The sequence below is a fragment of the Pseudomonas sp. GL_090 genome (assembly GCF_057837765.1).
Genome location: NZ_CM174452.1, coordinates 5,644,054 through 5,666,819, shown reverse-complemented (window position 1 = coordinate 5,666,819; position 22,766 = coordinate 5,644,054). Strand labels below are relative to the sequence as shown.

18 protein-coding genes are annotated in these 22,766 nt (G+C 60.6%); 6 read left to right on the top strand and 12 right to left on the bottom strand.

The window, feature by feature from the left end:
- Positions 1–28: 28 nt before the first annotated feature.
- The 3 genes from AC3ITA_RS25590 to AC3ITA_RS25580 form a co-directional block, all read right to left on the bottom strand.
- Positions 29–916, bottom strand: coding sequence for a polyprenyl synthetase family protein (locus AC3ITA_RS25590; protein WP_095941948.1), 888 nt, complete (start codon positions 914–916; stop codon positions 29–31).
- Complete coding sequence (locus AC3ITA_RS25585; protein ID WP_489278704.1) at positions 913–1,155, bottom strand: exodeoxyribonuclease VII small subunit; 243 nt, start codon at positions 1,153–1,155, stop codon at positions 913–915. The genes AC3ITA_RS25590 and AC3ITA_RS25585 overlap by 4 nt, the downstream gene beginning before the upstream one ends.
- A 90-nt stretch (positions 1,156–1,245) precedes the next feature.
- Positions 1,246–2,397, bottom strand: a complete 1,152-nt coding sequence (locus tag AC3ITA_RS25580; protein WP_095942065.1) for a Fic family protein — start codon at positions 2,395–2,397, stop codon at positions 1,246–1,248.
- A 279-nt stretch (positions 2,398–2,676) separates the two neighbouring features.
- Between AC3ITA_RS25580 and AC3ITA_RS25575 the strand changes: the two genes are divergently transcribed.
- Genes AC3ITA_RS25575 through AC3ITA_RS25550 form a run of 6 tightly spaced genes read left to right on the top strand, consistent with a single transcriptional unit; the run spans position 2,677 to position 12,848 of the window.
- Positions 2,677–3,468 (top strand): YfaP family protein, encoded by a 792-nt coding sequence (locus tag AC3ITA_RS25575; RefSeq protein WP_095941949.1) that lies wholly within the window; start codon positions 2,677–2,679, stop codon positions 3,466–3,468.
- Between the two features lie 39 nt (positions 3,469–3,507).
- The gene (locus AC3ITA_RS25570; protein ID WP_489278702.1) at positions 3,508–5,220 is read left to right on the top strand and encodes a DUF2138 domain-containing protein; all 1,713 of its coding nucleotides are present in this window, start codon (positions 3,508–3,510) and stop codon (positions 5,218–5,220) included.
- On the top strand, positions 5,217–5,855 hold the full coding sequence (locus AC3ITA_RS25565; RefSeq protein ID WP_489278701.1) for a DUF1175 domain-containing protein: 639 nt from the start codon (positions 5,217–5,219) through the stop codon (positions 5,853–5,855). The genes AC3ITA_RS25570 and AC3ITA_RS25565 overlap by 4 nt, the downstream gene beginning before the upstream one ends.
- Complete coding sequence (locus AC3ITA_RS25560; protein WP_489278699.1) at positions 5,852–10,411, top strand: alpha-2-macroglobulin family protein; 4,560 nt, start codon at positions 5,852–5,854, stop codon at positions 10,409–10,411. Before AC3ITA_RS25565 ends, AC3ITA_RS25560 begins: the two co-directional genes overlap by 4 nt.
- Positions 10,389–12,032, top strand: coding sequence for a DUF2300 domain-containing protein (locus AC3ITA_RS25555; RefSeq protein ID WP_412072628.1), 1,644 nt, complete (start codon positions 10,389–10,391; stop codon positions 12,030–12,032). The genes AC3ITA_RS25560 and AC3ITA_RS25555 overlap by 23 nt, the downstream gene beginning before the upstream one ends.
- Positions 12,033–12,035: 3 nt before the next feature.
- A complete protein-coding gene (locus AC3ITA_RS25550) occupies positions 12,036–12,848 on the top strand; it encodes a YfaP family protein (RefSeq protein WP_150673797.1) in 813 nt (270 codons plus the stop codon).
- Between the two features lie 375 nt (positions 12,849–13,223).
- Here the strand turns inward: AC3ITA_RS25550 and AC3ITA_RS25545 are convergent, their stop codons facing one another.
- From AC3ITA_RS25545 to exaC, 9 genes are all read right to left on the bottom strand, one after another.
- Positions 13,224–13,970 carry a S24 family peptidase gene (locus AC3ITA_RS25545; RefSeq protein WP_489278696.1) on the bottom strand — a complete coding sequence of 249 codons (747 nt, stop codon included), beginning with the start codon at positions 13,968–13,970 and terminating at the stop codon, positions 13,224–13,226.
- A gap of 229 nt (positions 13,971–14,199) precedes the next feature.
- The gene (ppa, locus tag AC3ITA_RS25540) at positions 14,200–14,727 is read right to left on the bottom strand and encodes an inorganic diphosphatase (protein WP_003205933.1); all 528 of its coding nucleotides are present in this window, start codon (positions 14,725–14,727) and stop codon (positions 14,200–14,202) included.
- A gap of 113 nt (positions 14,728–14,840) precedes the next feature.
- Positions 14,841–15,653: a M90 family metallopeptidase gene (locus tag AC3ITA_RS25535; protein ID WP_095941961.1), complete on the bottom strand. Its 813-nt coding sequence runs from the start codon at positions 15,651–15,653 to the stop codon at positions 14,841–14,843.
- Positions 15,654–15,657: 4 nt separating this feature from the next.
- Positions 15,658–16,314, bottom strand: a complete 657-nt coding sequence (locus tag AC3ITA_RS25530; RefSeq protein WP_008052342.1) for a DedA family protein — start codon at positions 16,312–16,314, stop codon at positions 15,658–15,660.
- A 270-nt stretch (positions 16,315–16,584) separates the two neighbouring features.
- The gene (locus tag AC3ITA_RS25525) at positions 16,585–17,046 is read right to left on the bottom strand and encodes a GNAT family N-acetyltransferase (RefSeq protein WP_095941962.1); all 462 of its coding nucleotides are present in this window, start codon (positions 17,044–17,046) and stop codon (positions 16,585–16,587) included.
- A 114-nt stretch (positions 17,047–17,160) separates the two neighbouring features.
- Positions 17,161–17,985: an ethanolamine ammonia-lyase subunit EutC gene (eutC, locus tag AC3ITA_RS25520; protein WP_489278694.1), complete on the bottom strand. Its 825-nt coding sequence runs from the start codon at positions 17,983–17,985 to the stop codon at positions 17,161–17,163.
- Between the two features lie 8 nt (positions 17,986–17,993).
- A complete protein-coding gene (locus AC3ITA_RS25515) occupies positions 17,994–19,388 on the bottom strand; it encodes an ethanolamine ammonia-lyase subunit EutB (RefSeq protein ID WP_095941963.1) in 1,395 nt (464 codons plus the stop codon).
- A 196-nt stretch (positions 19,389–19,584) separates the two neighbouring features.
- Positions 19,585–20,958: an ethanolamine permease gene (gene eat / locus AC3ITA_RS25510; RefSeq protein ID WP_095941964.1), complete on the bottom strand. Its 1,374-nt coding sequence runs from the start codon at positions 20,956–20,958 to the stop codon at positions 19,585–19,587.
- Positions 20,959–21,214: 256 nt separating this feature from the next.
- Complete coding sequence (gene exaC, locus AC3ITA_RS25505) at positions 21,215–22,735, bottom strand: acetaldehyde dehydrogenase ExaC (protein WP_150672672.1); 1,521 nt, start codon at positions 22,733–22,735, stop codon at positions 21,215–21,217.
- Positions 22,736–22,766 lie beyond the last annotated feature (31 nt).

The window sequence follows — 22,766 nt, the reverse complement described above, 5'->3', positions numbered from 1 at the left end:
GCGTTGGTCTTTTTTGGCGCAATCGCCGTCAGCTGCGGCGATCGACGATATACCGGGCCAGATCACGCAACGGCTCGGCCGCCGCGTCAAACGGTCGCAGTGCGTGCAGGGCCTGGTCGCGCAGCTCCAGAGCATAGGCCTTGGCGGCGTCGAGGCCGAGCAGGGCCGGGTAGGTCGGTTTGTCCCGGGCAATGTCGGCGCCCTGGCGTTTGCCGAGGGTTTCGGTATCGCTTTCGACGTCGAGAATGTCGTCCTGCACCTGGAATGCCAGGCCGATGGCCTGTGCATAAGTCTGCAGGGACTTGAGTTCGTCTTTCTCGGCACGGCCGCTGGCCAGGGCGCCGAGCTTGACGCTGACCTCGATCAACGCGCCGGTCTTGTGCCGGTGCATGTACTCCAGAGCTTTCTGGTCGAGCTTCAGACCGACCGAGCCGAGGTCGATGGCCTGACCGCCGACCATGCCCGCCGGGCCTGCGGCCAGTGCCAGGGCGCTGACCATTTGCAGGTGGATCCCTGCGTCCAAAGTGCTCAGGCGCGGGTCGAGCAGGGCGCTGAAGGCCAGGCTCTGCAAGCCGTCGCCGGCGAGGATCGCGCAGGCTTCATCGAATTTCTTGTGGGTGGTGGGCTGGCCGCGACGCAGATCGTCATCGTCCATCGCCGGCAAATCGTCATGCACCAGCGAATAGGCGTGGATCAACTCCACGGCACAGGCTGCGCCGTTGGCTTGCTCGGGCTTGCCGCCCAATGCTTCGCACGCGGCGTAGGCCAACAGTGGACGCACGCGTTTGCCGCCATTCATCACGCTGTAGCGCATGGCTTCGTACAGTCGCGCCAGCTCGGGGCTTGGTGCAGTGAACAGGGTTTCCAGGGCCGCATTGACGCGGGCCTGGCTGGTTGCCGAGTACGCTGCAATCATTCTGGCTGATCCGCGTCGAAGGGTTCCTCGGCCAACTCGCCATCACGCTCGAGCAGCACCTGAACCTTTTGCTCGACCTGGGCCAGCGCCGCCTGGCAATCGCGGGTCAGACCTATGCCTTGCTCGAAAGCAGCCAGCGAATCCTCCAGCGACAATTCGCCATTCTCCAGACGCTCTACCAGCGTTTGCAGGTCAGCGAGGGACTGTTCGAAATCCAGTGCAGCTTTTTTGCGGGCCATGGCGGCGATTTCCGGTTGACGTTAAACCGGCGCGACACTAGCAGATAGGGGGTTCATGGGCAAATGAGCGGGGTGGTTGGCGCAAGGGTTTCAGCGCTCAGGATGCGCTTGGTCGGGATATTTGATCTGGTAGCGAGTACTGCGCCCGCCGCCCGGCAGGCGTTGCAGGCAATCCTTATCCAGCAGTTCGGCCAGATGCCGGGTCGCGGTCGCTTTGGAGACTTTCGCCACGGCCTGATACTGCGCCGCACTGATCCCGCCTTCGAATCCACGCTCCCCTGCGTCCAGCAAACGATTCAGTACTTTGGTCTGCTCGGTCGACAGCTCGGAATCCCGGTGCGCCTGCCAGAAGCGCGCTTTGCCCAGCACGGATTCGATCCGTGCCATGGCCTGTTGCAGGCTGCGCAATAGAGTTTGCAGGAACCATTCGAGCCAAACCGTAATGTCCGTGTTGGATTTCTGGCAGGTTTCCAACACCCGGTAATAACCAGATCGATCCTCAAGAATACTCGCCGACATGGCATAAAAACGGATCGCCTGAGCCTCGCCTTGAGCCAATGCCAGGTCGGTGATCGTCCTGGTCAGGCGACCGTTGCCATCGTCAAACGGGTGGAGCGTGACAAACCAGAAGTGTGCGATGCCAGCTCGTAGCAAAGGATCAAGCTCGGACTGATTCCGGCTGACTTCAAACCATTCGAGGAAGGTATCGAGTTGGCGCTCAAGGCCCAGGCGAGGTGGTGCTTCGAAGTGCACGGTCGGTTTGTCGAGACGACCGGAAACCACTTGCATTGGATCATCGCCACGCAAAGCACCTACACGAATGCTTTGCGCGGCCAAGCCGATTTCCTGTGCCGGAAACAGCCATTCATGCCAATTCAACAATCGTTCAAGTGTCAGCGGCTCGGCGAAGTGCTGGGTCGCATCGAGCATTAATTGCGCGAGCCCTTCACTGCGCTTGCTGACGTAGTCGCCATCATTGAGCTCCAACCCCAATCGCCGCGCCAATGAAGAACGAACTGAGCCGACATTCAGCTGTTCGCCTTCAATCGCCGACGAGGTGACGATGTTCTGCAGCAATGCATCCAGTTCACTTCGTGCACTTAGTGAGCTGCCCACGGAACTGGCCATGCCCATCAATCGCCCTTGCGCTTGAACGCATTCGCGCAGTAACGGCGTCAAGCGTTCGACATGCCAGCTGAAGTTCGGCCAATCAGGCTGTTGCCAGATCCAGTGAGGTGCCATGAATTCGCTGCTCTTGGATTGAGTGAGCCGATTAGAAAACATATTCGGCTCATTTAGTGAGCCGAATATGACGCCTATTCGGCTCATCGTCCAGCCACTACGGTGAATCCCACCGCATTTTCACATGCAGCCGATTGTTAAAAAACATCCCAATCGCTAATCTTCGCCCCCATCTACGACCCGATTCTCACGGGTCTTTCAGACGAAACGCAGTACTCATATCTGTAACGCGCCCAGGATCAGGCGCAAGGTTTCGTCGTGCATGGCAGGAGGCGTCGCATGCGCTCATTTCTATTGCTGCTGATCGGGTTGGTTATCGCGCCCGTGATTCTGGCCGCGCCGAATGCCGAGTTATCGGAACCGGTGGGCGGCTGGCGTTACAACGGTCTGCTGGACCGTAGCGAAAACCCGCAAGTCGCCTATCCCACGCCGCCGATTGACCGGGGTGTGCAGCGCAATCGCACGATGATCGAAGGCCAACTGAAGGCCCTCGGCACCCAGCGCGGGCCGCACACCTTGGCGGTCAACGGCAATCCATTGAATCTCTATACCGACGAGCAAGGGCGTTTTGCCCGGCCCTATGCGTTTGGTGCCGGCTCCAACAGCGTCGAAGTGCGCAGCGCCGAAGGCCAGTCCCTCAAGCGTGTTCAATTCTATGAAGCCAACGACTTGCGCACTCCGGCGCGGATTCGCGTGGTGCTGGGTTGGGATGATCCGAAGGCCGAACTCGACCTGCATATTGTCACGCCCGATGGCCAGCATGCTTTCTGGGCACACCCGGCCTTGACCAATGGCGGTGGCCTCGACCCTGACGGCGTCGATGGCCCGGGTCCGGAAATGTTCACCATGACCGCGCCGCTGCGTGGCACTTATCTGGTTTACGTGAACTATTGGGGCAACTTCGGCAGCGGCGGCTATAACTTCGATGAGTCCGGCAACCAGAACGAGGTGATTACTTCGCAGATCAACCTGGTGCTCAACGAAAACACCGTCGATGAAAAACGCGAGACGTTCATCGTGCCTCTGCGCGCAATCGGCGACCTGCTGCTGGTCAAGACTTTCAACTACTAAGCATCCCCGCTCCACGGATGAACATCGGGTTTTGTGAACATGAGTGATAGCACTGTTACTCCGGCCGCTGGCGCACCAGCGGCCAAATCTCCCCTGCATTGGCCGACGCTGCTGATCGGGATTTGCCTGGTCGTTGGCGTGGCTGGCGGATTGGGGTGGTTCATGCACAAGCCCAGGGCCCCGGCGCCTGTGCTGGCCAGTGACAAACTGGGCATGAGCCGCCCGGATGGCCTGCTGGAAACCCATTCCCTGAGCCAGTTGCCCAAGGACTTGCTGGCGGTGCCGTTCCTCAAGGAAACCCTGACCGAAGATTTCGTCTTCTATTACGAAACCCACGCCGATCGCCTGGGGTTGATCGGCAGCTTGCGGCGGATCATCTACGAACATGACCTGAAACTGCAGGACAGCTTGATCGAGCAGTTGTTCGATCAACCGGCCGACGTAGCGTTGTGGCGCGGGGCGGATGGGCGGCTCAAGGATTTCCTGCTGGTAATGGATCGCGGCGGGCTGGCCAAGGTGCTGGAGCCGCTGGCCAAAGTGGCGCTGGACGACTCGCAGTTGAGCAAGGTCGCTGACTTGAAAGTCGGTACCGATGACGTGGCGCTCTTTCAACTCAGTTACAACGCCAGCAAGGCGCTGCTGTTCGCGTCCCATGGCGACAAACTGGTGGTGCTGTCCAACCCGGTGAAACTCTACGATCCGCAAAGTGGCGCAACGGAAGAGTCGGGCAGCGTGTCGACCACAGCCATTGCCGCGCTGCTCAATGGCGACAAACTGTTTCCTGAAGCCTTCGGCCTGCCGCCTCGTGCGCCAGAGGTGAAACAACGCCTGTCGGTGAATGCCAGCGTGCTGGCCATGGGTTACCAGCGTTTCATCCCGAACTTCGCCGGCCTGCGCTTCGAGATGGACGACAAGGGCTGGCACAGCTTCCTGGCCATGGATGAACTGGAGAATCAGCCGGATTTCGATTTCAAACCAATCTGGCAAGCCATGCCCATGGGCGCCAGCGCTTGCGTGGCGTTGCCGCTGGCTGCCGAACAGCAGACACCGCTGCTGGTGAAACTCGGTGCCGAAGATAGCGTGGCACAAGCGTTGACCGAACACATGGCCGGCGCGGCGGGGCTCTGCTGGTACGCTGATTCGCGTCTGTACACGCCGTTGCTGGTGGCCGGTCTGAACGACGAGGATGGCGGCACGCTCGATGACGATCTGGGCAAGCTGTTCGGCTCGATGGTCGGCGCTTATGAAAGCAATGTCGCCGAGCACGCATTCCCGGTGGTGGAGAAACAGGAAGGGCAGAGCCATCAGTGGCAGCGGCAAGTCAGTTCCAGTTTCGGCCCGTACAAAGCCAAGGACGCCGAGAATCCGGAGGCGATCAGCGGCAAGGCGTTCATGCGTGTGAGCCTGGCGCGGCACGGTTCAACCTTGCTGTTTTCCCTCGATGACAAACTCGTCGATAAGGCCCTCGGCACCCTCGACAAACGCTTCCCGCCGATGGCCGACGTGGTGCCCAAGGACCTGCTGATGCCGGTCTATTTCGGCCCAGATTCCATGGCCCAACTGATGCAGCAGGAAACCCTCGACAGCCTGCCCCAGGACATGGAACCGGTGTTCTACAACGCCGCGCAAACCTACCTGATCCCGAAACTGCGCAAGCTCGGCGGCTACGGCAAATACGCCCTGACCTTGCCCGAAGGCAGCGAGCCGGACGGCCACTGGCAGTGGCTGCCGCTGGAGTGGAAAGCCCTGTGACGGCATTGATCCGAAGTCTCGGCCTGCTAGCCTTGTTGCTGAGCGCGGGTGCCCGGGTTGTCGAGGCGCCATCGCTCGATCCACAGCAATCCCAGGTGTTTCGCGCCTGGTTCGTGCGCATCGCCCAGGAGCAACTGAGCCAGGGCCCGAGCCCGCGTTGGTATCAGCAAGACTGCGCCGGACTGGTGCGCTTCGCCGCCAATGAAGCGCTGAAAGTCCATGACGACAAATGGCTGCGCAGCAATGGCCTGTCCAATCGTTACCTGCCGCCGGAGCTGCAACTGAGCGACGCCCAGCGCGGTCTTGCCCAGCAATGGCAGCAGGGCGGCGGCAAGGTCGGGCCATACGTCAATGCGATCAAATTGATCCAGTTCAACAGCCATCTGGTCAGCCGCGATGTGTCTCAGGCACGCCCTGGCGACCTGATGTTTTTCGATCAGGGCGACGACCAGCACCTGATGATCTGGATGGGCCGCTACATCGCCTATCACACCGGCACCAGCACACCCACCGACAACGGCATGCGTTCGGCAAGCCTGCAGCAACTCATGACATGGAAGGACACCCGATGGATACCCGACGCAGCCAACCCCAACTTCATCGGCGTCTATCGACTGAATTTTCTTTCCCAATGACCGGTGCCCGCATGCTGCGTTTTCTGTCTCTGATGTTGGTATTGGTGCTGCCGTTCTCGGCGGCTTGCGCCGAAGACTCGGTCCCGTCCAGCGGTTATGCGCCGATGGCCGGCGAGAGTTTTTTCCTGCTGGCCGACAGCAGTTTTGCCAGCGATGAACCGGCGATGGTGCGCCTCGAAGCGCCGGGTCGCGACTATCGCCGGTTTCGCATGGAACCCTACGGCGGCGCCGATATTCGTGTGTATCGCATCGACAAACCGCTGGATTTCCTCAAGCGCCAGAAGAACCTGCATCGAGTGGTCAGCAGTGGCCAGTTCAAGGGTGAAGGCCTGTCCAACACCCTCGCTTACCTGTGGGACAACTGGTATCGCAAATCCCGTCGGGTGATGCAGCGGGCGTTTTCCTACGAGTCGCGTAAACAAGTCACCGAGGAAGTGCCGGAACTGAAGATGGGTAACGCGATGGCCGCGCCAACGCCCTACGACGCGCAGCCGCAATTCGCACTGATACCGGGTTTGCCGGTAGTCAGCCAGTTCCGTTATCCGTTGTGGCAGGCCAAGCCGATCCAGCCACCAGCCGGGGTGAACCTGGCCGGGTCTTCCAGCGAGTTCGTCAGCGTCGCGCCGGGCAACGTCTACATCCCGTTGGGTAATCTCAAGCCGGGTCTGTATCTGGTGGAAGCGCTGATCGGCAAGTACCGCGCGACCACCATGGTGTTCGTCTCCAACACCGTGGAGGTGAGCAAGATCGCCGGTGACGAATTGCTGGTGTGGGCCGCGCGCAAACACGAAGGCAGTTCGGTGCCGAAGGTCAACGTGTTGTGGACCGATGGCCTCGGCGTCATGAGCAGCGGCGCCACCGACACCGACGGCTTGCTGCGCCTGAAACACGTCAGCCCCGAGCGTTCGTTCGTGATCGGCGAGGACGAAGAGGGCGGGGTGTTCGTCTCCGAGAATTTCTACTACGACAGCGAAATCTACGACACCAAACTCTATGCCTTCACCGACCGGCCGCTGTATCGGCCGGGGGATTGGGTGTCGCTGAAAATCGTCGGGCGTGAATTCAAGAACGCGCGGGACTCGGTGCAGCCAAGCGCGGCCGACGTCAATGTGACCGTGCTGGATGCGACGGGAACGGCACTGCAAAGTCTGGCGTTGAAACTCGATTCCAGGGCCGGCACCCAGGGCCGATTCCAGTTGCCCGATAACGCCGTGGCCGGTGGATATGAACTGCGTTTCAACTACAAGGATCAGGCCTACAGCAGCGCCTTTCGCGTCGCTGAATACATCAAGCCGCACTTCGAGATTTCGCTCAGTCTGGCCAAGCAGGATTACCGTACTGGCGAGCCGGTGAAGGGCAACCTGGTGCTGCTGTACCCGGACGGAAAACCGGTGGCCAATGCGAAATTGAGCCTGAGCCTGCGCGCCCAACAACTGTCGATGGTCGACAACGAACTGCAATACCTCGGGCAATTTCCGGTGGAGCTGACCAGCACCGAATTGACCACCGACGCCAAGGGCAACGCGTCCCTCGACTTGCCGGCAGCGGACAAACCGAGTCGCTACATGCTCACGGTGTTTGCCAGCGACGGTGCGGCGTATCGGGTCAAGACCACCAAGGAAATCCTCATCGATCGTGGCGCGGCGAATTTCCGCTTGAGCGCGCCTCAACGCTTCAGCGCGGTGGGTGACAAGGTTGCCTTCAGCTACGCCCGCGAAGGCGAGCAGGTCGACGCCGTTACGCCGGGCAGCTATGGCTGGGTGCGTTTGGAGGACCAGAGCACCGGCGAAGGCAAACTTGCGGCAACCGACAAAGGTTTCACCCTGGCCTTTGACCGGCCGGGCACCTACAACCTGACACTCAAGGATGATCATGGCCGGGTGGTCGGTGCCACCGGCCATTCGGTTACCGGCGAAGGTGTCAAAGCCGTACCCGGCACCGTGGAAATCGTCCTCGACAAGCCCGAGTACATCGCAGGCGATGAAGCGCTGGCGCTGATCACTTTCCCGGAACCGGTCAGCGATGCCTTGCTGTCGCTGGAGCGAGACAAGGTCGAAGCGACCGCGTTGCTCTCCAAGGGCGGCGACTGGCTGAAGATGGAAAAACTCAGCGATACCCAATACCGCGCGCGCATTCCGGTGAAGGACGGTTTCGCGCCGAACCTGACCTTCTCGGTGCTGTACACCAAGGGCGGCCAGTACAGTTTCCAGAACGCCGGCATCAAGGTGGTCACGCCACAGATCGACGTGGCCATCACCACGGATAAGGAAACCTATCAGCCGGGAGAAACCGTCTCGGTGGACCTGACCACCCAGTTCGCCGGCAAAGCGATTCCTGCGCACCTGACGGTCAGTGTGGTCGATGAAATGGTCTACGCCCTGCAACCGGAAGTCGCGCCGAGCATCGACCAGTTCTTCTATCACCCACGGCGCAATAATGTGCGCACCAGCGCCAGTTTGTCGTTCATCAGTTATGACGTCGCCTTGCCGGGCAGCCCCGGTGCGCCGGGCAAAGCCAATCGCAGTGAGCGCGGCGTGAAGGTGTTGGAGCGACCGCGTCGCGAGGACGTCGACACAGCGGCGTGGCAACCTGAGTTGCTGGCCGATGCCAATGGCAAAACCCGTTTCACCTTCAAGATGCCCGACTCCCTGACCCGCTGGCGTATTACCGCCAGGGCCATTGCCGATGGTGGGCAGGTCGGGCAGAAGAAGCAATTCGTGCGCTCGGAAAAACCGCTGTACCTGAAGTGGAGCGGCCCGACCCGATTCCGCGCCGGCGACAAACCGGACCTTGGTGTGTTCGCCTTCAGTCAGGCCGAGAAACCGGTCAAGGCCGAACTGGTGACCCGTTACTCGGGCAACGAACAGCGCGTGCCGGTAACCCTGAACAGCGGCATCAACTATATCCCGTTGCCGACCTTTGAACTGGTCAATGGCGAGTGGAGCGCCGAACTGCTGCAGGATGGCAAAGCCGCTGACGCCCTGTCGGTGCGCCTGAGCGCGACCGGTGAAGGCTGGCAGGTGACTCAAACCCAGAGCCTTGATGTGGGTGAGGGCGATACGCCGCTGACGTTGCCGGCGGACGCCAGTGATATCCGCCTGCGTCTGGATGACAGTCCGCAAGCGTTGTTCCGTTCTGCCCTCGACGACCTGCTGAGCTACCCCTACGGTGGCGTCGAGCAGACCGCCAGCCGTCTGTTGCCGTTGAGCATTGCCTACCCGACGCTGGCGGAGAATCCGCAGATCCGCGATCGCCTGCGCCTGATCATGCAAAACAGTCGCCTGCGCCTGGTACAAATGGCCGGCCCTTCGGCGAGCTTCACCTGGTGGGGCATGGACGGCGAGCCGGATGCGTTCCTCACCGCCTACGCCTATTACGCCGACTGGCACGCCAGCCAGGTGCTGGAACTGAGCCTGCCGCCGGAACATTGGCAGCGGGTGCTGGAGGTCTACGCCAAGCAGGCGAAGAACACACCGCTGTTGCAGCGGGCGCTGATCCTGTCGTTCGCCAAACAGATGCAGTTACCGGTCAATACCTTGCTCGGTGGCTTGATGGACGACCTGGCGAAAGCGGGTGAGGGCACTGCCGCGAACTTGATGGAGAACGGCGAAGACAGCCTCGTCATGAGCGATCCGGATTCAGCCTTGGGGCTGGCTGCCGCGCGAGTGCTGACAGCATCGCTGGCCAGGCAGGTGAAGGTCGCTTTGCCGGACGCGTTCAATCGGCAACTGGCCGACGCGCAGCAACGTCTGGCGGTCAGTTCCCAGCCGTTTGCCGAAGCGCTGAACCTGTCGCTGCAACCCTTCGATCAGGCTCACGCCCAGGCCTTGCTGCAACGTTTGCTGCCACAGCAATCGACCCTGGAACGTGCGTTGGCGTTGACCTGGCTGCAACGCAGCATCGAGCAGGCATCGCCCACCATTGCGTTGGCGCCGGGTGAAGGCTGGAAGAAGCGGTACGGGGTTTCTGGTGAGATGTATTGGACGTGGCAGGGGCCTGCGCCAGTACCGGCGGTATTGACGCTGACCGGCGCGCAAGAGCGTCCGTTGCGCGCGGCATTGAGCTACCGGAGCCAACAGCAGGCGGTCGAACCGATGGCCGTGACCATTACCCGTCGCCTGTCGCGACTGGTGCCGGGGGATGAGGCTTTCACCTTCAAACTCGAAGCGGTCGGCAACGCGCCGCTGTCCAGCGACAACCTCTATCTCGATGAAGTGATCGTCACCAGCAAAGCTGCCAAACCGTTGCGTTACGGCATGCTGGAGGTGCCGCTGCCACCGGGCGCTGATGTCGAGCGCACCACCTGGGGCATCAAGCTCATGGGCAAGGCCGGCACCGAACCGACATCGCTGGAAAAGGCGCGTTTCGAATCGGGACAAATGGCTTATGCCGTTCCGGTCGATGCCTTGAGTGGCGAGTTGCGCTTGCGGCACTTGGTGCGTTTCTCGCAAAAGGGGCAGTTCAACTTGCCGCCGGTGCGTTTCACTCAGGTTTATGCACCGCAGCATCAGGCGATGGAACAAAAGGCAGCCCTTGGCCAGGTCACGGTTCACTGACGTGCACAGGCTGCTGATAGGTGGGTTGCTGTGTTTGATCCCTGTGCTGGCAACGGCGCAGGACGAACCTTTGCGCCTGGCCTTCAAGGGCGATCTGTTGTCGCTCAGCCGAACGCAGGTGATCACCCACGAGCCGTTGCCGCAGACCTTGCAGACGCCGCTGGGCAGTGTGTGGAAGTTGTTCGTCTACGCCTGGCTGGTGGACACCGGCGCGCGTGAGCCGGCTTATGAATGCCGCGGCCAGTCGAAGGAGGAAGTTTATTGCTGCACGGCGGGCGGCAAGATCGAGCGTGATCAGGCGTTGGTCAGGTCATGCGGTCTGTATTTCGAACCCGCGCGGCTGGGCATCGGCGATGCCGACTGGCGAGCCTATTGGCAGGTGCGACAGGCGCCGCAATGGTTACTGGATTTGCCTTCGTTGCAACCGGCTACCCGGGTTTCGGTGGCGGAATTATTGACGGTGTTGGCCGTGCTGCCGGCGCAAGGTCAAGCCCGGCGAGTGTTGCTCGATGTGGTGCTCAATGCCGCCGATGGCCAAGTCGTTGGCGAACTCGGAAGCCGCCTGCGGGTGAAGACCTGGAGCTGGTTGGCGGATCAGGACGCAACATCGCGACAGGGCGGGTTTGCCGGTTGGACAGCGGATGGTACACCGGTCTGGGCCGGCGGGCGGGGCACCAGTCAACGGGTTCTTCGAGATCACGCGCAGGCACTGTCTACGGTGACTCCTGTTGCATGGCCTGTGGATGCAGGGCAGTGCGTAGAGGTCGACCTGTTCTCCCGCTATCCACTTCGGCGCGTGCTGGCAGGGGACACCGCAGTTACTTCCGGGGCATTGCAGGGTGATTACCGTGTCGAATTCGCCAACGGCAATGTGCTGGATATTCACAGCGACGGCGAACTGTTTCTGCTGAACGACAAACTCGTGGCGCGTCTGGATCGCGAAGAATACGTTGCCCGTGTTCTCCAGCGCGAAGCCAGCGCCGAACCGGTCGAGGCCGCCAAAGCCCTGGCCGTGGCCATCCGCACGTACCTGCTGCAAAACGCCACGCGCAGCGGTGACTGCCTGAGCATCGATGACAGCAGCAGCCGTCAGCGGGTCGCACCGCGTCCGGCGTCGTCCGAGGCTCGCGACATCGCCGCCTGGACCAGCGACCTGGTGCTGGCCGGCAGCACCGTCACCTACCATTCCGATCAACCCGGCCCGGACAAACTGTCCTGGCAGCAAGCCGTCGAACAGGCCCGTGCCGGCCAGCGCTACGACGCCATCCTGCTGCACGCCTACCCACGCGCCAGTCTCAGTCGCTGGGACAACCCGGTCGCATCCTGCGAAGCGTTGCCCGCCGCGCACGAATGGCTGCAGAAACAACGGCGCGGTTGGCGCCAGAAACTTGAAAGCGAAACCGGCTACAACGAAGTCAGCACCTTCGCCGTGTGCCGCCTGGCCTTCGGCCGCCCCTATGTCGACCGCGAACGTCAGCGTATCTACGTGCGTGGCGCGCAGACACTGCAAGACCGCCTCGACCTGACCCACGAATACCTGCACCTGGCCTTCGAAGCACACCCTAATGGCCAGGATGAAACCTACATCGAAGGGCTCGCCCGCCACCTCTTGCTGGAATAGTCCATGAAACTCCGTTATCCACAGGTCTTGCTGTTGCTCTGCTCGCTGCTGGCGTTGCCGTCGGTGATGGCGGCTGACAGCGTAAAACTCGATACCCCCGCAGGCGGCTGGCGCACCGGCGCGCCCGAGGGCGAAGGGGAAAACTTCCGGCAGACCGTCAACTACCCGGCCTCGTCGGTGAATACCCCGGCAGGGCAGGCCAACACCGCGCGCATCAGCGGGCAGATCAAAGCCACAGCCAAATCCACAGAGCCCGGCCGTCTGATCGTCAACGGGGTCAGCATGCCGCTGAAAATCGACCCGGCTGGCCGCTTCGATCGTCCGTTCTCATTCCCCAACGGCAGCAACAGCGTCGAGGTTCGCAGCCCCGATGGCCAGCAACGTCAGCGCACGCAATTTCTCAACAGCAGCGGCGGTGCGACCCCGGCCAAATTGCGCGTTTTGTTGTCCTGGGACAGCGACAACACCGACCTCGACCTGCACCTGATCACCCCCGACGGCGCGCACATCTGGTACGGCGACCGCGTCACCCCCAACGGCGCCGCGCTCGACGTCGACGTCACCACCGGCTACGGCCCGGAAATCTTCGCCATGCCCGCACCGATCAAGGGGCAATATCTGGTGTATGTGAACTACTTCGGCGGCGGCTACAGCAGTGATGAAGAGGGGCAGGAAGACGCGGTGCAAGCGCTGACCACGGCGCAAGTGACGGTGATTACCGAGGAAGGCACGCCGAGCGAAAAGATGGAGACGTTCCTGGTGCCGATGCGTGCGGTGGGGGAGCTGACGCTGGTGAAGTCATTTAGTTATCCGTGAGGGATAAATGTGACAGCGGTGCTGACACAAATCGTTTTTTAGTTGTCGCAGCAGTGCTGAGACAAATGCAGGTTTTGGGCGGTTCACTTTCCTTCAGGCATTAAAAAGCCGGCTTGTGGCCGGCTTCTCGGGGACTGGCTTGGATCATTTTTGGTAAACCGCGCCAGCCTTCAAAACGTACACCCGGATCTTGCGTCCGGCTGTGGGACCTGATGAGAAAGTCATCTGTCAGGCCAGTGCATCTGAGCCGCAGGGCGGGTCGATGCGCAAATGTGGGGCGCAGCATACGCAGGTTTGATGGGAATTCCCAGCGGGAAGTGCCGGGCAGAGCCGTTTGGCCACCCGGGTGGGCGGCCGATGGGTGTTCTTGAGTGCTTAAAGAAAGGGCACCGTTGGCCGTCGTTTGTTCAGGGTCGACCACCAGAACACCCAGCCCAGCACCCTGATGTTCTGCTCTTCGATTTGTGCGGCCCTGAAGATTTCATCCGGGTATTCGGCGCGGTTGTGGCTGCGCAGTCGCAGGGAATTGCCCGGCATTCGGTGCAGGTACTTGATGCGCAGCATGCCGTCATGTTCGATGGCGTAGATCTCGCCATCGACAATCTGGGTCAGGCCACGGTCAATTGCCAGGGTCGAACCGTCTTCGATTTTCTCTCCCATGCTGTTGCCGCTCATCAGGGCGCAGATGGCGTCGGCGTGGTTGATTTCCAGGGAATCGAGGTGGCTGCGGGGCAGGCGGATGGATTTCTCGGGGTCTTCTATGACGTGGGTTTTGTTGGAACCGGGGGCTGTGACAGCTTCCTTGAGGAATGGCAGTTCGACGTCGACAGGCTCGATGACCGTATAGACACCGCGAATAGTCTGGGCATCGAAGGTGTTGCCGGTTTCGTCGAGCAGGCGCAGGTGCTGGGCATCCTTCGAGCCTTCGCCGGTTTTCAGCCAGTCGCTGCTGACCGAGAGTTTTCGGGCGACTTCTTCCATGCAATGGGCGGGCACACCGCGGGCGTACCAGTTATGTACATTTTGCGGAGCCGTATCCAGGAATTCGGCAAAACCGGTGGTCGTGATGTTTGCTGCTTCGAGGAGCGCTTTAAAGCGTGAGCCGCTAGTGTTCTTTTTCATGAACGCGAGTCTACTGGCGGCTAACAAGGGTTTGAATAAACGCCTCGTTCAAATTTCGCGGGAAATTTACGACCGGATGTAAGACGCTCTTGGGGAATTTTAAACAAGCAAAAACCATGTGATGGTGTGTTTAAACGGGGTGTTTGGCGTGCTTATCAAGCGCCCACAAAAAACCCCGGATCTCCCGGGGTTTTTCTTGCCGCTAGCAGCTAAAAGCCTGCAGCCGGGCTTAGCCTTTGTAGGCAGCAACCGACTTGGTGATCGCTTCGCGGGCGGCGTCTGCACCGGCCCAGCCTTCGATCTTCACCCATTTGCCTTTTTCGAGATCTTTGTAGTTCGCGAAGAAGTGCTCGATCTGCTGGATCAGCAGTGGTGGCAGGTCGGTGTATTCCTTCACGTCGACGTACAGCTGGGACAGCTTGTCGTGTGGGACTGCGATGACTTTGGCATCGCCGCCGCCGTCGTCGGTCATGTTCAGGATGCCGACCGGACGGGCGCGGATAACCGAACCTGGAGCAACCGGGTAAGGGGTTACGACCAGCACGTCGAGGGGATCACCGTCGTCAGCCAGGGTGTTCGGGATGTAACCGTAGTTGGCCGGGTAGAACATTGGGGTGGCCATGAAACGGTCAACGAACAGGCAATCGCTGTCTTTGTCGATTTCGTATTTGATCGGCGCGTGGTTGGCCGGAATCTCGATCGCGACGTAGATGTCGTTCGGCAGGTCTTTGCCAGCCGGAATCTTGCTGTAGCTCATTGGGCGTTGCCCCCGTTAGTTGACCAAAAACACTTGGCCGGATTGACCAAAAAGTGGCGGCGATTATAGGCATATTCCTGTGTCGACGCCATGGACCAGAAGTCGTATGGCGCTTACTGGTGTGCCTGATAGACAGGGTCATGCGCCTGAAGTTGCTTTAATCTCGCGAGCGGATCCTGGCGATAGAACAGCTTCAACTGCTGGTACACCTGTGGATAAGCCTCGTGCAGCAAATCCGGGGCGCTGAAGAAGTATTCGCTGGTGACGGCGAAGAATTCGGCAGGGTTCTCGGCGGCATAGGGGTCGATGGCGGTTTCGGCGTCGGGATTGCGTTCCAGTTGCCGGTCGAGGTCGTCGTAGGCCTCTTGCATGACGTTGGCCCAGTCGCTGATGCGCATGTCGGCATGCAACGGCGGCAGGCCGTTGGCGACACCGTTGAGCATGTCGAGCTTGTGCGCCAATTCGTGGATCACCAGGTTGTAGCCTTCCCAGCCACCACTGGCCATTACACCGGGCCAGGCGAGGATGATCGGGCCTTGCTCCCAGGCTTCACCGCTGTGTTCACCGTCCCATTCGTGCTCGACACCGCTGGCATCGCGGTAGCGCTGGGGGCTGAGGAAGTCGTCGGGGTAGAGGATGATTTCGTGGAAGCCCTGATACCAGTTCAGGTCGCCGAGGTGCAGCAGCGGCAATTGCGCCTGGGCTGCAAGCAGCAAACGTTGTTCCTGATGCAGCTCGACACCGGGCAGGGCGCTCAGGTGCTTGTCTTCGAGGAACAGCACACAGGCTTCGCGCAGCCATTGGTCTTCGGCGGCGCTGATGCCGTCGAGAAAACTCAGGTGGTGGCGCACCCGTTGCCACAGGTCATCGGCAATCGGGTGTTTTGCCAGGGTGCGCCGACGACGCCAGGCGCTCAGGGACCACATCGTGTCAGCGCGATTCGGCTTTGGAGTTCGAACCGGCAAGGCGGTTACGCACCATGCCGATGATCATCGGCACCAGCGAGATCAGGATGATGCCGACTACCAGTAGTGACAGGTTCTTCTTGATGAAAGGCACGTTGCCGAAGAAGTAACCGAGTGTCACCAGGCCGCCGACCCACAGGATGGTGCCCAGCACGCTGAATGCAAAGAAACGCGGATAGGGCATTTTTCCCACGCCGGCGACGAACGGTGCAAAGGTACGGATGATCGGCAGGAAGCGCGCCAGGGTCACGGTTTTGCCGCCGTGCTTGTCGTAGAAATCGTGGGTTTGTTGCAGGTAGTCACGACGGAAGATCTTCGAGTCCGGATTGCTGAACAGCTTTTCACCCGCCGTTCGTCCGATGATGTAGTTGGTACTGTCGCCCAGGATCGCTGCCAGCATCAGCAGGCCGCCGAGCAGTACCGGGTCCATGCCGCCACCGGCCGCCACGGCGCCGGCAATGAACAGCAGGGAGTCGCCCGGCAGGAAGGGCATGACCACAAGGCCGGTTTCACAGAAGATCACCATGAACAGAATGGCGTAGATCCATGCCCCGTAGTTGGTTACAAGCATGTCGAGGTAGACGTCGAGATGCAGGACAATGTCGATCGGGTTGAAATCCATGGATAGCACCTGTGGTGACGGCCCGACTCAGCAGGCCTGTGCGGATGACTTCGCGTAAGACTACGGATAGGGGTAGTTTTTCTTACAAGCCGGGAATATCGGGATTATACGAGGCGAGTGGTGAAATTCGCGTCGAGATTGTAGCGGGGAATGTCATCACGGGGCTGATGTTTGATAACGAACAGGTGGGAGCGAACCTGCTCGCGATGCCGACGCTTCGTTGGACCAGTGTAATCCGATCGATGCCATCGCGAGCAGGGTGCAGCTGATTCAGAGTTCGTCGCTGATCGGCAGCACATAGTTCTTGAATTCGGTGTCTTCCCTGAATCCGATGGACTCGTAGGTTTTCTGCGCGACTTCGTTGTTGCTGCTGGTGGAAACGCGCATGCGCACGGCATTGGTTTCCTTGGCCATTTTCTTTGCGGTGCGGATTAGATTGTCGGCCACCAACTGGCGGCGGGCGTCCTCGGCGACATAAATATCGTTGAGGATCCATACACGCTTGAGCGAAAGCGAAGAGAAGCTCGGGTACAACTGGCAGAAGCCCATCAGTTTGTTGCTGTCGTCATCGGACAGCGCCAGGTAGATCACCGATTCCTTGCGACGCAGGCGTTTTTCAAGGAACGCCCGGGACGAGTCCGGATACGGCAGGGAACCATAAAACTCGCGATATTTGACGAACAACGGGGTCAGCAGGTCCAGGTGTTCGAGGGTCGCTTGAATAATCCGCATGGTAGGTCTCGTCTTCAAGTGGCTGTCTTACGTCTCTGACGGCGATGGGAAACCCTTGGCGGCCGCGCCACGATCCTGCCTGAAACTGGTACGAATGTGCAATGCGCAAGCGGTTCAAGCATTCGGCGGGCCGAGCAGGAAATTTCCTTTCATGTCGCCTCCCGTGTCCGACTCCAGTGTCTGAACCTGCGCTTCGTCCTTCAGGTTCACCCCTGACAACTGCCGCCGGCAGGCTTCGCGCATCAAGTACAGCAAACGGTGTGCCGCCATGCCGTAGCTCAGGCCTTCGAGCCGGACATTGGAGATGCAATTACGGTAGGCATCGGTAAGGCCGACCTTGGGATTGTAGGTGAAATATAAACCCAGGCTGTCCGGAGAGCTGAGGCCAGGGCGTTCGCCGATGAGGATCACGGTCATTTTTGCGCCAAGCAACTCACCGATCTCATCGGCGACGGCCACCCGGCCCTGTTCCACGAGTATGACTGGCGCAACAGTCCAGCTGTCGCCAGCCATTTGCTCTTCGAAACGCGCCAGAAACGGCAGGGTATGGCGATGAACGGCCAGTGCCGACAGGCCGTCGGCAACCACGATCACCAGATCCACGCCTCCCGGATGGGCTGTCGCGTAATCACGCAGGGTCTGCGCCGAGGCATCACTGAGTTTTCGCCCCAGGTCGGGGCGTTGCAGGTAGGTGTTGCGATCCGGCGCCGCACTGTGCAGCAAAAGACTCTCGCGATCACGTTCGGCCAATTGCGCGCTGAGGGAGGCATGCTCAAACGGCAAGTGCACCGCATCCCGCGCCTGAGCGTGGGCGTACTGGAAGTCCAGTTGCGCGTGGGTGGGAATGCTGGTGCCGGTGCGACCCAGTGCGATTCGCGCCGGCGTCAGGCGTCGCAGTTCCAGCCATGGGTTGTGTGGATCGAAGGGTAGTTTGTCCATGTCAATGCTCATCCCAGTTGCGCCAAGGCCTGCCGGAAGGCCGGTGGCAGGCTGTCGCCGAAGAGAACCCTGCCATCGGCTTGAGTGAAGATGCCCATTCTCGCCAGCCACTGTTCGAATTCCGGTGCGGGCTTCAGGCCCAGGGTCTGCCGGGCGTAGAGCGCATCGTGGAACGAAGTGGTCTGGTAGTTGAGCATGATGTCGTCGGAGCCGGGGATGCCCATGATGAAGTTGATTCCGGCGACGCCCAGCAGGGTCAGCAGGGTGTCCATGTCATCCTGGTCGGCTTCGGCGTGGTTGGTGTAGCAGATGTCGCAACCCATGGGCACGCCGAGCAATTTGCCACAGAAATGGTCTTCCAGGCCGGCGCGGATGATCTGTTTGCCGTTGTACAGGTATTCCGGGCCGATGAAGCCGACGACGGTATTCACCAGGAACGGTTTGAAATGCCGCGCAACGGCATAGGCGCGGGTTTCGCAGGTTTGTTGATCGACGCCATGGTGGGCGTTGGCCGACAGGGCACTGCCCTGGCCGGTTTCGAAATACATCAGGTTTTGCCCGAGTGTGCCGCGATTGAGGCTCAATCCTGCGTCGTAACCTTCCTGCAATATATTGAGGTTGATGCCGAAACTGGCGTTGGCTGCTTCGGTGCCCGCGATCGACTGGAACACCAGGTCCAGCGGGACGCCGCGATTGACCGCTTCGATCGACGTGGTGACATGGGTCAGCACGCACGCCTGGGTCGGGATTTCGTAGCGCTGGATGATCGCGTCGAGCATTTCCAGCATCGCGCAGATCGAGGCGATGCTGTCGGTGGCCGGGTTGATGCCGATCATGGCATCGCCGTTGCCGTGCAGCAGGCCGTCGAGAATGCTCGCGGCGATGCCGGCCGGTTCGTCGGTGGGGTGATTCGGTTGCAGGCGAGTGGACAGTCGACCGCGCAGACCCAGGGTGCCTCGAAACTGTGTAACCACGCGGATTTTTTGCGCCACCAGCACCAGATCCTGCACACGCATGATCTTCGACACGGCGGCGGCCATTTCCGGGGTCAGGCCGGGGGCGAGGGCGCGCAGGACCTGTTCGTCGGCGGCATCACTGAGCAACCAGTCGCGAAAGCCGCCAACGGTGAGGTGGCTGACGACCGCAAAGGCTTGTTTGTCGTGGGTATCGATGATCAGTCGGGTGACTTCATCGGACTCATAGGGAATCAACACTTCTTGCAGGAAGTGGGATAGCGGAATGTCGGCCAAAGTCATCTGGGCCGCGACGCGCTCGCCGTCATTGAGGGCCGCGACGCCCGCCAGAAAATCCCCGGAGCGCGCCGGGCTGGCCTTGGCCATCACATCCTTGAGGCTGTCGAAGCGATAGGTCTGGGCGCCGACGGAATGGGCATATACGGCCATGGGGCGGGGCCTCCTGTTATGTACAAGTCTTCAGTTCACGACCGACCCTTGTGGGAGCGAGCCTGCTCGCGATACGGGCGACTCGGTCTGGTATTTACACTGCGGTGATGCAATCGCGAGCAGGCTCGCTCCCACAGGGAATCGGTGTGCACTTCAATAATGCAGGCGCCAGGCTCGTGGCCCGGCACCGGTGCATTCATATACCTTCGAGCATAGCGTCTGCCGGAGCCTCGGAACGTTGCTTGGCGGTCAACTGGAAGTACAGGTAACCGGCAACCATGAAACCGAGGAAAACCAGGCCGATCACGGTGTTGAACCAGGCCATCGCCACCAGGCACACCACCGCCAGGAACAGCGCGATCCCCGGCACGATCGGATAGCCCGGCGCGCGGAAGGTGCGCTCCAGGTTCGGTTCGGTCTTACGCAGCTTGAACAGGCTCAGCATACTGATGATGTACATCACGATGGCACCGAATACCGACATGGTGATCATCGCCGCCGTCAGGGTCATGCCTTGCAGGTTGACCAGGCCGTCGCTGTAGATCGCCGCGATGCCGATCACGCCGCCGGCCAGGATCGCCCGATGCGGGGTCTGGAAGCGCGAGAGTTTGGCCAGCCCCTTGGGCAGGTATCCGGCGCGAGCCAGGGCGAAGAACTGCCGTGAATAGCCAAGAATGATCCCGTGGAAACTCGCCACCAGGCCGAACAGGCCGATCCATACCAGCATGTGCATCCAGGTCGAGTTATTGCCGACCACGGCTTTCATCGCCTGGGGCAGTGGATCGTTGATGTTCGACAGCTGACGCCAGTCGCCGACGCCGCCCGCCATCACCATCACGCCGATGGCCAGGAACACCAGGGTCAGAATGCCGCTGACGTAGGCCCTGGGGATCGTGCGTTTCGGGTCCTTGGCTTCCTCGGCGGCCATGGCCGCGCCTTCGATGGCGAGGAAGAACCAGATCGCAAAGGGGATCGCCGCAAAGATCCCGGGAATCGAGTCCATCGTGAACTCGTTCGAACCCGACCAGCCATTGAGTACGAAGTTGCTGAAGCTGAAGCCCGGGGCGACCACGCCCATGAACACCAGCAATTCAGCGACTGCCAGCACGGTGACCACCAGTTCGAAGGTGGCCGCGATGCTGACGCCGAGGATGTTCAGGCCCATGAACACGAAATAGGCGCCAACGGCGGCGATCTTCGGGTCCAGTTCCGGGTATTGCACGTTGAGGTAGGCGCCGATGGCCATGGCAATGGCTGGTGGCGCAAAGACGAATTCGATCAGGGTGGCGATGCCGGCGATCAACCCGCCTTTCTCGCCAAAGGCCCGGCGGCTGTAGGCAAACGGCCCGCCAGCATGAGGAATCGCCGTCGTCAGTTCGGTAAAACTGAAGATGAAGCAGGTGTACATCGTCGCCACCATCAACGCGGTGACGAGAAAACCCAGTGTGCCTGCGGTGCCCCAGCCGTAACTCCAGCCGAAGTACTCGCCGGAAATCACCAGGCCGACGGCAATGCCCCATAAATGCAGGGTGCCGAGTGTGGGTTTGAGCTGTGTGGAAGAAGTAGTCATAAGTCCTCTCTAATTTTTATTGTTCGATCTTTTTGGACTTTCGGGTCTGACGGGTGGGTGAAATTCCTGAATAACGGGTACGCAAGGCCCGTGCCAGAGCGGCCAGACGTTGGGTGTTGAGTCATTTAGGACGCCATCGCGAGCAAGCTCGCTCCCACAGGGATCTCTGGTGGGTTGCAAATCCACTGTGGGAGCGAACTTGCTCGCGATGGCTGCTTGAAGGGCGACACAGAGTTACCTGTGTCGCCCCCGGTTTTTAGAAGAAGCCCAGCGGATTGATGTCGTAACTCACCAGCAGGTTTTTGGTCTGCTGATAGTGGTCGAGCATCATCTTGTGGGTTTCACGGCCGACGCCGGACTTCTTGTAGCCACCGAACGCGGCATGCGCCGGGTACAGGTGGTAGCAGTTGGTCCACACACGACCGGCCTTGATCGCCCGGCCCATGCGGTAGGCGCGGTTGATGTCGCGGGTCCAGAGGCCGGCACCCAGGCCGAACTCGGTGTCGTTGGCGATGGCCAGGGCTTCGGCTTCGTCCTTGAAGGTGGTGATGCTCACCACCGGGCCAAAGATTTCTTCCTGGAACACGCGCATTTTGTTGGTGCCCTTGAGCAGCGTCGGCTGGATGTAATACCCGCTCGCCAGGTTGCCCTCGAGTTTTTCCACCTTGCCGCCGGTCAGCAATTCGGCGCCTTCGCCCTTGGCGATTTCCAGGTACGAAAGGATTTTGTCGAATTGCTGTTCGGACGCCTGGGCGCCGACCATGGTGTCGGTGTCCAGCGGGTCGCCACGTTTGATTTGCAGGACCTTCTTCATCACCACTTGCATGAATTCGTCGTAGATCGACTCTTGCACCAGCGCGCGGGAAGGGCAGGTGCAGACTTCGCCCTGGTTGAAGAACGCCAGCACCAGGCCTTCGGCGGCCTTCTCGATGAACGACGGTTCGGCCTTCATGATGTCTTCGAAGAAGATGTTCGGCGACTTGCCGCCCAGCTCCACGGTGGACGGAATGATGTTTTCCGCCGCGCATTTCATGATGTGCGAGCCCACCGGAGTCGATCCGGTGAAGGCAATCTTGGCGATGCGTTTGCTGGTGGCCAGGGCCTCGCCGGCTTCGCGGCCGAAACCCTGCACGATGTTCAGCACGCCCGGTGGCAGCAGGTCGCCGATCAGTTCGAGCAGCACGGTGATGCCCAGCGGGGTTTGCTCGGCAGGCTTGAGCACCACGCAGTTACCGGCGGCCAGGGCTGGGGCGAGTTTCCAGGCGGCCATCAGGATCGGGAAGTTCCAAGGAATGATCTGCCCGACCACGCCCAGCGGTTCATGGATGTGATAGGCCACGGTGTTGCCATCAATCTCGGCGGCGCTGCCTTCCTGGGCACGGATGCAACCGGCGAAGTAGCGGAAGTGGTCGGCGGCCAGCGGGATGTCGGCGTTGAGGGTTTCACGCACGGCTTTGCCGTTGTCCCAGGATTCGGTGATTGCCAGCAGTTCGAGGTTCTGTTCGATGCGGTCGGCGATTTTCAGCAGCACCAGTGAGCGCGCCTGGGCGGACGTGGCGCCCCAGGCATCGGCGGCCGCGTGGGCAGCGTCCAGGGCCTTGTCGATGTCTTCGGCCGTGGAGCGGGGGAATTCGGCAATGGGTTGGCCATTCACTGGCGAGGTATTGGTGAAGTACTGACCTTTGACAGGCGCGACGAACTCGCCGCCGATGTAGTTACCGTATTTGGCTTTGAACGAAACGATAGCGCCTTCAGTACCGGGGTGAGCGTAACGCATGGTGGTCTCTCCTTGCTTTTGTGCTTATAGG